Annotated in this window: 10 protein-coding genes; 2 read left to right on the top strand and 8 right to left on the bottom strand. The window is 71.8% G+C overall.

Going from position 1 to position 14,074, the window contains the following annotated elements; genetic code table 11:
* Window positions 1-138: 138 nt before the first annotated feature.
* Window positions 139-969 (bottom strand): septum formation family protein, encoded by an 831-nt coding sequence (locus tag ACIGNX_RS15105; protein WP_396540250.1) that lies wholly within the window; start codon window positions 967-969, stop codon window positions 139-141.
* A 4-nt stretch (window positions 970-973) separates the two neighbouring features.
* Complete coding sequence (locus tag ACIGNX_RS15100) at window positions 974-2,260, bottom strand: hypothetical protein (protein WP_396540248.1); 1,287 nt, start codon at window positions 2,258-2,260, stop codon at window positions 974-976.
* A 362-nt stretch (window positions 2,261-2,622) separates the two neighbouring features.
* Here ACIGNX_RS15100 and ACIGNX_RS15095 point away from each other — a divergent pair, with 362 nt between their 5' ends.
* Both ACIGNX_RS15095 and mctP read left to right on the top strand, forming a co-directional pair.
* A complete protein-coding gene (locus tag ACIGNX_RS15095; RefSeq protein ID WP_396540246.1) occupies window positions 2,623-2,889 on the top strand; it encodes a DUF3311 domain-containing protein in 267 nt (88 codons plus the stop codon).
* A complete protein-coding gene (mctP, locus tag ACIGNX_RS15090; protein WP_396540244.1) occupies window positions 2,889-4,523 on the top strand; it encodes a monocarboxylate uptake permease MctP in 1,635 nt (544 codons plus the stop codon). Before ACIGNX_RS15095 ends, mctP begins: the two co-directional genes overlap by 1 nt.
* A 58-nt stretch (window positions 4,524-4,581) precedes the next feature.
* On the opposite strand, the gene ACIGNX_RS15085 is transcribed toward mctP, so the two are convergent.
* The 6 genes from ACIGNX_RS15085 to ACIGNX_RS15060 form a co-directional block, all read right to left on the bottom strand.
* Window positions 4,582-6,762, bottom strand: coding sequence for a hypothetical protein (locus tag ACIGNX_RS15085; RefSeq protein ID WP_396540242.1), 2,181 nt, complete (start codon window positions 6,760-6,762; stop codon window positions 4,582-4,584).
* Window positions 6,763-6,816: 54 nt separating this feature from the next.
* Window positions 6,817-7,581 (bottom strand): amino acid ABC transporter ATP-binding protein, encoded by a 765-nt coding sequence (locus tag ACIGNX_RS15080; protein WP_396540240.1) that lies wholly within the window; start codon window positions 7,579-7,581, stop codon window positions 6,817-6,819.
* A complete protein-coding gene (locus ACIGNX_RS15075) occupies window positions 7,578-8,402 on the bottom strand; it encodes an amino acid ABC transporter permease (RefSeq protein WP_396540238.1) in 825 nt (274 codons plus the stop codon). The genes ACIGNX_RS15080 and ACIGNX_RS15075 overlap by 4 nt, the downstream gene beginning before the upstream one ends.
* Before the next feature lie 75 nt (window positions 8,403-8,477).
* Entirely contained in the window at window positions 8,478-9,296 is an 819-nt protein-coding gene (locus tag ACIGNX_RS15070; protein WP_396540236.1) for a transporter substrate-binding domain-containing protein, read from the bottom strand.
* Between the two features lie 156 nt (window positions 9,297-9,452).
* Window positions 9,453-12,134 carry an MGH1-like glycoside hydrolase domain-containing protein gene (locus tag ACIGNX_RS15065; RefSeq protein WP_396540234.1) on the bottom strand — a complete coding sequence of 894 codons (2,682 nt, stop codon included), beginning with the start codon at window positions 12,132-12,134 and terminating at the stop codon, window positions 9,453-9,455.
* A gap of 195 nt (window positions 12,135-12,329) precedes the next feature.
* Entirely contained in the window at window positions 12,330-13,742 is a 1,413-nt protein-coding gene (locus ACIGNX_RS15060) for a M20/M25/M40 family metallo-hydrolase (protein WP_396540232.1), read from the bottom strand.
* Window positions 13,743-14,074 lie beyond the last annotated feature (332 nt).

Here is a 14,074-nt window from a genome sequence, read left to right as displayed (position 1 = left end):
GGTGTCCGCGGTGCCGCCCCGGCGGCGGTACGAGTTGTCCACAGGGTGTGGATGGAACTGTGCACAGCCTGTGGGTCGGTGCGTCCAACCGGTGGACGGGCCGACCGGTGGTGGACGGGCAACCGGGCGGCGGGTGGGTCAGGCCGGCAGCGGGTTGCGGCCCAGGCCCCACAGCCGACCGCTGAACGGGCGCGTCGCCTCGGCGTAGCAGACCGCCGACGTCCACCCCTCCGACCACGCCTGGCTGCCGAACGCCCGCCAGGACGCGAAGACGTCCTCCCGGTCCGCGCCGACGTAGTTCCGCACGGCCCGCGCGCAGTGCTCGGCCGCCCGCGCGTTCACCTGCTCCAGGGCGGGAGCCGGGTCCCGCGGATCGCCCAGCGTGAGCACGCCCGGCACGGCCTCGGCCCGGTGCGGCTGGTCGCAGGTGGTGATCCCGGCGTCCTTGGCCTCGCCCGGCGAGGCGGTCGCGCACAACTGCACCGTGCCGAACCCGGCGGCCTTGAGGAGGTCCTTCGCGCCGGCCTTGCGCCGCACCCGGCTGCCGTCCGGCTTCAGCTCCACCACCGCGCACACGCGCCAGCGGTCGCCCCTCGCCCAGCCGTCCCGGCTCGGCCACCACGCGTGCGCCTGCAGGCGGGTGGCGTCGTGGTCGGCGCTGCCGAGGTAGGCGGTGAGCGCGGCGCGGCACGCGGGCAGGGCGGCCCGGCGCAGGTCCCGGTCGCCGGGGTAGTCGGCACCCAGGCCGTCCAGCACGCCGACCTCGGTGACCTCGGCCTCGTGCTCGGTCGCGCAGTCGAGCACCTCCAGGCCAGTGTCCGTGCACTGGCCGGCCTGGGGCAGCCGGTCGACGGTCGGCGTGAGCGAGGGGCGGACGACCTCGGCGTCCGGCACCCCCGGCACCGGGGTCGTGCAGGCGGCGAGCGACAGCGCGGCCAGTGCCACGACCGCCGCCCGCCAGCCCTCCACGCGGTCAGACTACTGACACCAGTGCGACCACCTGGTCGACGATGGCCCGGCGGTCCGCCTCGAAGGCCGCGTCGGTGAGCGCGGCCTGGTCGGCGGGCTGGCCGAGCACCGGCGTGTGCAGGTGACCGCCCGCCGTCGCCGTGGCGCCCAGGCCCAGCCGGAGCCGGTTCGCCCGGTACATCGACTCGTTGGACAGGTAGTCGCCGCCGCTGCCGCTCGCCGCCGCGGCACCCGGCGTCGGCTCGTCGGTGCGGCAGCTCGGCGTGCCCGTGCCGGGGGTCGTGCCCAACGGCCACTCGCAGAACTCGCGGTTGTAGAGCACCGGGAACGGCGTGGTCCCGGCGTCGACGAGGCGCTGGTGCGGCAACGTGGTCTCGATGAACTCCAGCGCGGGCTGCGGCCACCCGGCCGCGTCCGGCACCACGCCGCGCACGGACACGTCGTCGTTGTCGGGGAACCCGCCGCGCCACCGCCCGGCCCACCGCTCGACGTCGAACCGCCCCGGCCTGCCCTGGCTGATCGTGACCACCGCGGCGGGCCGCGCCGCCAGCGCCGTGCCGTAGAACCGCTCCACGACGCCCCGGTCGAACGCGCCCCACAGCACCGGCAGCACCGCCGCCTCCACCACGACCGGTCCGGACGGCGTGTCGAGCACCCGGCCGTCGAGCCGCAGCGCCGCCGCGCCCGCCGGGTTGCTGCGGCGCACGGACGTGCCGCTGAGCTGGAACGGGTCGAACCCGGTGACCGCCACCCGCCGCACCCCGCCGGTGAACCTCAGGTCGTGGACGCCCCGGGAGGCGCGGTCGAACGACTCCACCAACCGCGCCCGGTCGGCATCGCCGAGCCGCCACCCCCGCGGCTGCCACTGCCGCAGCGCCCTGGTCCCGAGCAGCCGCGCCCAGTACAGCGGCCGGTCGTCGTAGGAGTCCCACCCCTGCTGCTCCTGTGTTCGCTGCTCCTGTGTTCGCTGCTCATGGGCACGCTCCACCGCAGCCCGCCACAGCTCCGCGCCGCCGGTCAACGCCCACGCGGTCGCCTGCGCGCGGGTCAGCGGCTCGCACAGCCGGGCGGTGAACCGGCCGACCTCGTCGTCCAGGCCGGCCAGGCGGACCAGCTCGGGCCCGACCTCCGGCCCGTCGGGCGCCAGCCGGTCGACCAACCGACCCTCCTCGACGGTGAGGGGCGCGGCCGGGTCGAAGCAGGGCGCGGGCTGCGCGTGCGCGACGCCGGGGAGGGCGAGGAGGGACAGACCGAGGAGGAAGGCGATCACTGCGCGGAGTCGTCTGGTCACCCACCGATGCTGGCCGACCGCGGTCGGGTGGAGGAACCCGCCGAACGGCCGCCGCACCCACCGGCCACCGTTTTCACCCGTTCGGCCACGGAGGGCGGCAGGTCCACCAGGGGTCCACCGGTCCCCCGGGGACCGTTCGACGATCACGCCCCCGGGTCGGGTTCGGCAGGCCGAAGAGGCGTTGCCCGACCACCTCGACCGCGCCGGGCGGCAGGTGGGTCGGGGGCCTGCGCCTCACGCGGTAGTTGGTCACGATCCAACTACGTCATCCGTCGGTTACCCACCCGACATGGTGACGGCTGTCCCCCTGTCGACCTACCATGCGCGACACCGCGTCACCGGGCCGCCGTACGGAGGGGCACATGCCGTCTGCTCGAAAATCCAGCCTCCGCTGGAGCAACTGGAACCTGCTGCTGCTGGTTCCGCTGCTCATGCTCGTCACACCCTGGTTCAACTCCGACGAGCCGAGGGTGCTGGGGTTGCCGTTCTTCTACTGGTACCAGTTCGCCTGGGTGCCCGTGGGCGTGCTGTGCGTCGGCCTGGTCTACGTGAAGACGAAGGACCAACCCGTCGTCGAGGGCAAGCCGGACCTGCTCGGCGTTGACGACCTGGACGAGGGGGCCAAGTGATGCAGTGGACCGAGTTGGTGGTGTTCAGCGCGCTGTTCCTGCTGGTCACCGTCCTGGGCTTCGTCGCGGCGAAGTGGAAGGCGGGCGACACCCTCGACCACCTGGACGAGTGGGGCCTGGGCGGGCGCAAGTTCGGCTCGTGGATCACCTGGTTCCTGGTCGGCGGTGACCTCTACACCGCCTACACGTTCGTCGCCGTGCCCGCCCTCGTCTTCGGCGCCGGCGCGCTCGGCTTCTACGCCCTGCCCTACACGGTCGTGCTGTACCCGATCGTGTTCCTGCCGCTGGTGCGCATGTGGTCGGTGTCCCGCGTGCACGGGTACGTGACGCCGGCCGACTTCGTCCGCGGCCGGTACGGCTCGCACTGGCTCGCGCTGCTGGTCGCGATCACCGGCATCGTCGCCACCATGCCCTACATCGCGCTCCAGCTCGTCGGCCTGGAGGCCGTGCTGCGCACGATGGGCCTCAACGGCTCCGGCATCCTCGGCCACCTGCCGCTGTTCATCGCGTTCGTGATCCTGGCGCTCTACACCTACCAGTCGGGCCTGCGCGCGCCGGCGCTCATCGCGTTCGTCAAGGACACGCTGATCTACATCGTCATCCTGGTCGCGGTGATCTACCTGCCCGGCAAGTTCGGCGGGTGGGGCGCGGTCTTCGACAGCGCGCAGGCGAAGTTCGCGGCGACCGAGAACAAGGCCGACGGCATCCTGCTCACCGCCAACAACCAGCTCCAGTACGCCACCCTGGCGCTGGGCTCGGCGCTGGCGCTGTTCCTGTACCCGCACTCGCTGACCGGCATCCTCGCCTCGCGCGGCCGCAACGTGATCAAGCGGAACATGGTCGCGCTGCCCGCGTACTCGCTGCTGCTGGGCCTGCTGGCGATGCTGGGCTTCGTCGCCATCACGGCGGGCGCGAAGCCGATCACCAACCAGGCCACGGGCCGCCCGGACACGAACACGATCGTGCCGGTGCTGTTCGGCCAGGAGTTCCCGAGCTGGTTCGCCGGCGTCGCGTTCGCGGCCATCGCGATCGGCGCCCTGGTGCCCGCGGCGATCATGTCGATCGCGGCGGCGAACCTGTGGACCCGCAACATCTACAAGGAGTACCTGAAGAAGGACGCCACGCCCGCCCAGGAGGCCAAGCAGGCCAAGCTGGCGTCGCTGGTGGTGAAGTTCGGCGCGGTCGCGTTCATCGTGTTCATCGACCCGCAGTTCTCCATCGACCTGCAGCTCATCGGCGGCGTGATGATCCTGCAGACGCTGCCCGCGGTGGCGATCGCGCTCTACACGCGCTGGTTCCACCTGTGGGGCCTCGTCGCCGGCTGGGTCGTCGGCATGGGCTACGGCATGTGGCTGCTCTACAACATCGGCAACCCGGCCGTCGGCAAGGCGCACTTCGCCGGTTCCGCGCTGCCGCTGGACAAGCTGTCGCTGTTCGGCTGGCACCCGTTCGCCGGCTCCACCGTGCAGGTCTACGTCGGCGCCGTGGCCGTCGTGGCCAACCTGCTCGTCGCCGTCGTCGTCACGCTGATCGCCAAGCAGACCAAGGCGTTCAACGGCACCGACGAGACGCGGGCCGAGGACTACCACGTGGACGAGGACAGCGACCGGGTCAAGCCCGTCGCCGTCCACTAGCCCGCACCACCGCGTCGAGCCCGTCCGGCCACCCGCCGGGCGGGCTCGACGCGTCCGGTCAGCGCTTCAGCATCCGGGTCACGCCCGCCGCCACGGTGGTCGCCAGCACCCAGCCCATCACGATCAGCCCGGACGCGACCCACTGCGCCCCCTCCGGGGTGTGCCAGCGGTTCTTGTTGCCGAAGTCCACGATCGGGACCACCAGGTCGATGGTGAACAGCCACGGGTTCCACGTCAGGTGGTCCTGCTCGTTGATCTCCGACAGCGCCGGCCCCGCCGCGAAGTACAGGCTGCCCACCAGCCACGTCGCCACTAGCCACGCCAGCGCCCGCGCCGGCCGGTAGCCGTAGCCCACCATCGCGCGTTGCAGCCAGCTCCACAGCAGCACGAGCGGGCGCAGCCCGCGGCGGCCCTCGGCGACCGCCCGGTACCGCAGCCGCTGCTTCTCCACCAGCACGGTGGCCGCGTGCTCGTCGTTGCCGCCCGCCCGCAGCATCTCGGCGAACTGGTCGTACGGCCCGGGCCGGTACGTGCGCCGCATCGCTTGCCGCAGCCAGCGCAGCCGCCGGTCGACCTCCGCGTCGTCACGCAGGTCGATCGGGTGCCGCAGCGAGTCGTAGCGGAACTCCTCCAGGTCGATCCACCCGGTCGCGCCCCAGAAGTGCTCGTTGTCGTCCAGCACCGTGCAGCGGACCTGCCGCAGCGTCACGTCGCCACGCGGCGGGCCGATCGGCGTCAGCTCCAGCTCCGGCACCGCCATCCCGAGCAGGTTCAGCGCGTGCGCGTCCAGCTTGTCGCCGAGGACCGCGCCCGCGAACGTGGCCATCCGGCCCACCTGCGCCCGCCTGGCCCGCACGCCGCCGTGGGCGACGAACTCCTTCGCGCCCCGCGCGCAGATCAGGTCGCGCCCGATGACCGCGCCGCCCACGTCCAGCGACGGCTTGCCCGCCGGCTGGTGCCGGTACCGGCCCGGCTCGGTGATCCGGCTGCCGCGCAGGTCCAGGTTCGCGCCCACGTGCACGCCCCGCAGCTCCAGCCCGCCGGTCACCTCGACCTCGCGCGCGGCGAGGTTGCTGCCGACGTGCGACCGGTTGCCCAGCACGGCGTCCGCCCGCGGGTTGTCCAGGGTGGACCGGTCGAGGATCAGGCTGCCCTTGGCCCGCAGGTCGACCATCCGCAGCTGGCCGCGCACGGTCGCCTGCCGGCCGATGAGGTCGCCGCCGATCGTCGTGCCGTCCAGGTGCAGCGCGCGCCCGAAGCCCGTCGGCTCCGCGGTCTCGCCGGCCAGCGCGCGGCCGTAGCCCGTGGGCTCGCCGTCCGCCGCGCCCATCGCGTCGAACGCGCCGCCGGACAGCGACAGCGTGCCGCCGAGCGTGGCGTTGACCATGCGCACGGTGCCCGCGCTGGTGAAGCCGCGGTCGAGCTGCACGTCGCCGTCCACCGCGATCCGGTCGAACACGAGGGTGGCGTCCGGGTCGGCGTGCGGGTCCAGCGCGTCGTCGTCGGCCCGGCCCTCGGCGGCGGTGGTGCCGCGCAGCGTCAGGGCCGACTCGACCCGCGCGCCGGCCAGCAGCACGGTGCCGCGCACCGCGCAGCCGATCATCAGCAGGTTGCCGCCCACGTGCAGCCCGGTGCCGTTGACCGCGTGGCCGCGCGGGTTGGTCAGCGAGCCGCCGCTGAGGTTGCAGTAGCCGCCGACGTGCGCGCCCGCCATCCGCAGCTCGCCGGTGACGCGCACCCGCTGCGCCAGCAGCCCGCCCGCCACCCTCAACCGGTCGGCGTGCAGCGCGATCGCGCCCGGCACGAGCAGGGCGCCGTCGCGCAGCGTCAGCGAACCGGCCAGGTCGGCGTCGACCAGGTCCACCAGGCCCTCGACCGTGCTGCCGGCGAGCGAGACCTCGTTGGCGCAGCTCAGGTTGCGCGCCGACAGGCCCGGTAACCAGCAGTCGGCGAACTCGATCCCGGCGAGCTTGCCCTGCCGCAGGTCGGGCGGCTCCTCGAACCGGCAGCGCACGAACTCCAGCAGGTACGGGAACTCGACCGCGCGCAGGTCCAGCGCGCCGGTCACGAACCGGTCCGCCACCCGCACCACGGGCGGCACGCCCGCGCGCCGCCGGGGCAGCCGCCACGTCCCGTCCGGCTCGCCCGGGCCGCGCAGCACGTCGGCCGCGGCGACCCGGGCGGAGCGCGGCGGGCTGGGGTCGAACACGTCCAGCCCGCGCGCCCCCGACTCCGTCATGTGATCGACAATGCGGGGTGCGCCGCCACCTTGGCAAGCGATCCGCACCGGGGATCAGGAGTCGCGCGGCCCCTGGTGCGTCGGGTCGAGCACGCGCGCCAGGAACGACTGCGTGCGCTCGTGCCGCGGCGCGCCGATGACCTGCTCGGCCGGGCCCTCCTCGACCACGTGGCCGCCGTCCATGAACAGCACCCGGTCGGCCACCTCGCGGGCGAACTGCATCTCGTGCGTCACGACGAGCATGGTCATGCCCTCGTCGGCGAGCTGCCGCATGACGCCGAGCACGTCGCCGACCAGCTCCGGGTCCAGCGCCGAGGTCGGCTCGTCGAACAGCATCACCTCCGGGTCCATCGACAGCGCCCTGGCGATCGCCACGCGCTGCTGCTGGCCGCCGGAGAGCTGGCCGGGCATGGCGTTGACCTTCTCCGACAGCCCGACCCGCTCCAGGTTGCGCAGCGCCACCTCCTGCGCCTGCTTCGCGTCGCGCTTGAGCACCTTGCGCTGCGCCACGGTGAGGTTGTTCAACACGCTCAGGTGCGAGAACAGGTTGAACGACTGGAACACCATGCCGATCTTCGTGCGGGCGGCGTCGATGTCCACGTCCGGGTCGGTCAGCTCGACGCCGTTGACCACGATCCGGCCGCCGGACGGCTCCTCCAGCAGGTTCACGCAGCGCAGCAGCGTGGACTTGCCCGAGCCGGACGGCCCGATGACGCACACCACGTCACCGCGCTCGACCCGCACGTCGATGCCCTTGAGCACCTCCAGCGAGCCGAACGACTTCTTCAGGCCGGTGATCTCGACCGCCACGTCGCTCATGCCGACACCCCCAACCCGGTCGATTCCGGCGTGCTGATCTTCTTGCCGCCCGTGCGCCGCTCCAGGTACCGCGACAGGTGGCCCAGCGGCAGGGTGATCAGCAGGTAGCACAGGCCGACCACCAGGATCGGGGTCAGCGACGGCGACCGGCTCAGCGTCTCCCGGCCGAACTTGGTCAGCTCGTACTGGTCGCGCGCCAGGCCGATGATGTAGATCAGCGACGAGTCCTTGGTGAGCAGGATCAGCTCGTTGGTCAGCGGCGGCAGGATGATCCGGAACGCCTGCGGGATCACCACGGTCACCAGCGTGCGGCCCGACGACATGCCCAGGGACCGGGCGGCCTCGATCTGGCCCTTGGGCACCGCCTGGATGCCCGCGCGGATCGTCTCGGCCATGTAGGCGGCGCCGACGATGCCCAGGGCGAGCATCACCGTCGAGTAGATGTCGAACTGGATCTGGAACGCGAGCGGCACGCCGAAGCTCAGCGCGATGAACACCAGCAGCGCCGGGACGCCCCGGAAGAACTCGATGTAGACGGTGGCCAGCCACCGGTACGGCGCGACCGGGGACAGCTTCATCAGCGCCAGGACCAGCCCCAGGACCAGGCCGAACGCGAAGCCGAGCGCCGTGTAGGCGAGGGTGTTCTTCAACGCCACCGTGATCACGCCGGGGAACATCTCCGCGGCGATGTCGAGGTTGAAGAAGCTGCGCTGGATCTCGCTCCAGTCGGCGACGACCGCCAGGACGGCGACCACCACGACGAGCAGGACGTACTGGCTGACGCGGAACGCCTTGGCCCGTTGTCGCTTGGAGAGTGCCATGTGGGTTACCTCGTGGGTGGGGTGGACAAGGCGCGGGGCCGGTGCTGTGGCAGCACCGGCCCCGCGGTCAGCCGCTTACTTCGACTCCGGCTTCTTGCCGAACCACTTCTCGTAGATCTTGTCGTACTCGCCGCCGTCCTTCGCCTTCTTGAGCACGTCGTCGACCTTCGTCTTCAGGGCGCTGTTGCCCTTCTTCAGGCCGATGCCGTAGCTCTCACCCGTGTCGAACTCCTTGGTGACCTGGGTGTCGGGGAATTCCTTGGCGTAGTCGTAGAGCACGCCGTTGTCGTTGATGGCCGCGTCCACCGCGCCGGTGCGCACGGCGGTCTCCATCAGCGGCAGGTCCTCGAACTGGACCACGGTGTAGCCGAACTTCGCGGCGTTGTCGTTGGCGTACTTCTCGCCGGTGGTCTCGAGCTGCACGCCGATCTTCTTGCCCTTGAGGTCCTCCAGGGCCTTGACCCCGGAGTCCTTCTTGACCAGCAGCGCCTGCGAGGCGTCGAAGTACGGCTCGGAGAAGTCGATGACCTGCTTGCGCTCGTCGGTGATGGTCATGCCGGCGGCCGCGAGGTCGCACTTGCCGGTGTTGAAGACCTCGCCGGAGGTGATGGTCTCGAACGGGGTGTCGAAGATCTCCTGCGTGACGCCCAGTTCCTTGGCCACCAGGTCGACCAGGTCGACGTCGAAGCCGACCGTCTTGTCGCCCTCCGAGAACTGGAAGGGCTTGTAGGACAGGTGGGTGCAGGTGACCAGCTTGCCGCTCTGGACCAGGGAGATACCGGACCCGTTGTCCTGCGAGCCGGTGTTGACCTTGGTCGCGCACGCCGTCATCGTGGCCGCCAGGGCGAGCACGGGGAACAGGGCGAGCGCAGCGTGCCTGGTACGACGGGCCACGGCGTCACTCCTCGTAACTGTGTCGGTCGAGTGTCCGGCATACTGCCACTTGGGTGACGGGGTGGACAGCACGTGCTTGTTACAGCACGCGAATGTGCATGAATCTTGCGTCACACGCGTCCGAAAGCCGCAAATCATTCAGACGTTTGGTCTTACTCACACAATTGATTCACCGAGAGCGCCCGTTTGGCGACGATCCGTCAACAGGCTGGCGACCAGCGCCGTCCACCCGGTCTGGTGGGTCGCGCCCAGGCCCTCGCCGGTGTCGCCGTCGAAGTACTCGCTGAAGGTGACGTGCTCCCGCCACAGGGGCGAGTCGGTCGCCTCGATCCGCTTGCCGTCCGCGGGCCGCCGCCCGTCGTGGTCGGGCAGGAACAGCGACACCAGCCGCCTGACCAGCTCGTCCGCCGCCTGCCCCGCCGTCACCTGCCGCCGGCTGCGGGTGGGAAGTTCCACGTGGAACCGACCGTCGTGGAACTCCTCGATCGTCCGCAGGGCCTCCACGAGCAGCGCGTTCGTCGGGAACCACACTGGGCCGCGCCAGTTCGAGTTGCCGCCGAACATCGGCGTGCGCGACTCGCCCGGCTCGTAGCCCATCCGGTGCTCCTGGTCGGCGACCTGCACCTCCAGGCCCTCCCGGTGCGCGGCGGACAGGCTGCGGATGCCGTGCGGCGAGAGGAACTCGCCCTCGTCCAGCATCCGGCTCAGCACCCGCCGCAGCTTGCGCTCGTCCAGCAGGCTCAGCAGCGCGCCGCCGCCGCTGCGGCTGAGGAACTGCTGCAGCTCCGGCCGCTTGGCCAGCAGGTGCTCCAGCCGCCGCGCGAAGTCGGGCAGCTCCTCGAACACCCACGGCTCCAGCACCGCGCACGCCAGCACCGGGATCAGCCCCACCATCGAGCGCACCCGCACCGGCTGCGACTCGACGCGCCCGTCGGGCAGCCGCCGCGACACCACGTCGTAGCAGAAGCCGTCGGTCTCGTCCCAGATGCCGCGCCCGCCCGAGCCGAACTGCGTGGACGCCTCGGCGATGCTCAGGAAGTGCTCCACGAACTTCGTGGCCACGTCCTCGTACGACTCGTCGTGCCGCGCCAGCTCCAGCGCGATCTGCATGAGGTGCAGGCTGTAGGCCGCCATCCACGACGTGGCGTCGGACTGCTCCAGCCGCCACTGGCCAAGCATCGGCTCCGACCGGTTCACCGGGCCGATGTTGTCCATGCCGAGGAAGCCGCCCTCGAACAGGTAGCTGCCGTCGGCGTCCTTGCGGTTGACCCACCAGGAGAAGTTCAGCAGCAGCTTGTGGAAGACCTTGGCCAGGAACCGGCGGTCCTTGACCTCCTCGGACCGGTAGACCTGCAACGCCGCCCACGCGTGCACCGGCGGGTTGACGTCGCCGAACTCCCACTCGTAGGCGGGCAGCTGCCCGTTCGGGTGCATGAGCCACTCCCGGCACAGCAGGAGGAGCTGCTCCTTGGCGAACGCCGGGTCGACCTTGGCGAACGGCACGGTGTGGAACGCGAGGTCCCACGCGGCGAACCAGGGGTACTCCCACTCGTCCGGCATGGAGATGACGTCGGCCACGTCGAAGTGCCGCCAGTGCGCGTTGCGGGCGCGCATGTCCTTGCGCGAGGTCGGCGCGGCGGGCTGCGCCGGGTCGCCGTCGAGCCACTCCGCGGTGCGGAAGCGGTAGTGCTGCTTGGTCCACATCAGGCCCGCGAGCGCCCGCCTGACCACGGCCGCGCGCTTGGGGTCCAGGTCGGTGCGGTGGAACTCGTCGGCCTCCGCGTGGCGCTGGTCCAGCGTGTCGGCGAAGCTCGGGCCGAACGCGTCGAGGTGCCCGTCGCCCTCCACCAGCCGCAGCCGCACGGTCACCGACTCGCCCGGCTCGACCGGGTCGAACGAGTACCAGGCGGCGACCTTCGTGCCCGGCTCGCTGGTGTCGTCCGGGCCGACGACCTGGCACGCCGTCGTGTCCCGGCCGACGACGTAGCGGTCGATGCCGTCCTTGGTGTGGCGGGTCGGGTTGCGCTGGGTGCCGAACAGCTCGACCTCGTTGGTCTCGTTGTCGGTGACCAGCAGCGTCGGCGAACCCTCGACGTGCAGCGTGTAGCGGCCCAGCGCGCCGTGCTCGGCGGTGATCCGCCGCCAGCCGTCCCGGGTGCAGGCGCGGAGGACCGGCCTGCGGTCGTCGCGACCCCACGCCCACGTGTTGCGGAACCAGAACTGGGGCAGCAGGTGCAGCGGCGCGGCCTCCGGGCCGTGGTTGGTCGCGGTCAGCTCGACGCAGATGTCCCGCGGGCCGGCCTTGGCGTAGGTGACCCGGACGTCGAAGAAGCGGTTCTCGTCCAGCGCGCCGGTGTCGGACAGCTCCGGCTCGCGCTCGTTGCGGCCGGCGCGCCCGGCCATCTCGCGCAGCTCGGCGTAGGGGAACCGGCACTGCGGGTACCGGTAGACGACCTGCATCCACGAGTGCGTCGGCGTGCCGTCGGTGACCCACCAGTGCTCTTTGACGTCCTCGCCGTGGTTGCCCTCGTTGTTGGTGAGGCCGAAGTAGCGCTCCTTGAGGAACGGGTCGCGGCCGTTCCACAGCGCGACGGCCAGGTTGAGGAAGCCGTGCACGTCGCAGATGCCGGCGATGCCGTCCTCGCCCCAGCGGTAGGCGCGCGAGCGGGCGTGGTCGAACGGGAAGGACGTCCAGGCGTCGCCACCCGCCGAGTAGTCCTCGCGCACGGTCCCCCACTGCCGTCCGGCCAGGTAGGGGCCCCAGAGCCGCCAGGGTGCGGTGGGGGAGTCGGACTCCGCCAACCGCGTCCGCTCGGCTTGCCGGCTGTGATCGGTCACTCGGCCAGTGTGCGGCATCGGTTCAGTAAACCGGTTACCGGTGGGTTCGGGTCACAGGTCGGCCCTGTGTCGGGCGAGGCTCGCCCGGTGGTCTGAACGGCGTTCACCGGGTGCTGCCGAACGGCGGAACGGCCGCCGTCGGGCAGCACCCGGATGGACGCAGGGGTCCCCCGGTCGAACGGTCCGGTCGGCGACTCAGCGGCGCGCGTGCGCGTCCAGCACGACCGCGACCGCCTCGGTGACCCGGGCCGCGTGGCCCAGGTGCAGCCACTCGTCGGGCACGTGGCAGTTCGAGTCGGGCCCGACCGCGCCCGTGACCAGGAACTGCGCCTGCGGGTACGCCCGGTGCAGCAGGCCCATGAACGGGATCGAGCCGCCCAGCGCCACCGTGCGCCAGGGCGCGTCGAACACCTCCTCGCCGACGTCGTCGAGCGTCTCGCGCAGCCACGGCGCCAGCTCCGGGGCGTTCCAGCCGTCCGCGGACTCCACGCGCGACAGCTCCACCGAAGCGCCGTAGGGCACGTCGGTCGTCAACGTCCGCTTCACGGCTTCGATGGCGGCCTTCGAGTCGGCCGTCGGCGGCAGCCGGAAGCTGAGCACGAGCGTGGTGTACGGCCGCAGCACGTTGCCCGCGTCGTCCGGCTCGGGCAGCCCCGACGCGCCGGTGACCGACAGCGTCGGCCGCCACCCGGCGTTGAGCGAGAGCTCCACCTCGTCCTCGACCACCGGGCGGGTGCCCCCGGCCCACGGCACGCTGCCGACCACCACGCCGGGCACGCTGGCCACCGCGTCGCGCACCTCGGCCACCCGGTGCTCCGGGATGTCGACGTGCATCTCGCGCACCAGCACCTCGCCGGTCGCGGAGTCCTCCAGCCGGTCGAGGAGCTGCCGGGCGATCCGGAACGACGACGGCACGATCCCGCTCGCCATGCCCGAGTGCAGGCCGCTGCCCAGCACCCGCACGGTCATCGTGACCTGCGCCAACCCGCGCAGCGAGGTGGTCAGCCACATGCGGTCGTAGTCGTTGCCGCCCGAGTCGAGGCACACGACCAGCGACACCTCGCCCAGCCGCGACCTCAGGTGCTCGACGTAGGCGGGCAGGTCGGGGCTGCCGGACTCCTCGCCGGTCTCCAGCAGCACGACGCACCGCGAGTGCGCGCCGCCGGACCGCCGCACGCCCTCGATCGCGGCGATCGCCGCGTAGCCCGAGTAGCCGTCGTCCGCCGCGCCCCGCCCGTAGAGCCGCCCGTCGCGGACCACCGGCGTCCACGGGCCCAGCCCCTCGGACCAGCCGCCGACCGGCGGCTGCTTGTCGAGGTGGCCGTACAGCAGGACGGTGTCCGACGTCGGCGCGGTCGCGGGCACGTCGACCAGCAGCAGCGGCGTCCGGTCGGGCAGCTGGACGACCTCGACGGTCGCGCCGGGCAGGTCGCGGTCGGCGAGCCAGGCGCGCACGTGCTCGACCGCGGCGGCCAGGTGGCCGTGCTCGGCCCACGCGGGGTCGAAGATCGGGGAGATCGCGGGCACCGCGACCAAGGCGGACAGGCTCGGGAGGATGTCGTCGTCCCAGAGCCCGCGAACGGTACGGGTCAGTGCTGAACGGTCCACGCCCCGATCCTGTCACGGCGCGGGTGCCGATCGCGGGTTTCGCGTGGTGGAAATGGCCCGGGAGGCCGAAGGTCGGTCGTCCATCCACCGCGGACCGGCCGACGTGGGCCGTTCCGGTCGACCTTGCGTGTCGGAAACCCCACGGACCGTGGTTAACGAACGGTAACCGGGACACGGCCGTTCGGCATGCGAACACGCTACTCGGACTGCCGAAGATTGGCCGTCCAACCGTTACCGCACGTCAGGAGGGTGCGTCGGAGATTACGAAGTGGGACGGGGCTCACCATCTCGGGTGACGCCATGTCAGGATGTGGATGAGAACACCGTCAGCG

Origin of the sequence: Actinosynnema sp. NPDC053489 (assembly GCF_044544865.1) — a bacterium.
GTDB lineage: Bacteria > Actinomycetota > Actinomycetes > Mycobacteriales > Pseudonocardiaceae > Actinosynnema.
The sequence above is the reverse complement of the archived record's forward strand: the minus strand, read 5'-3'. Positions and strand labels throughout refer to the sequence as shown.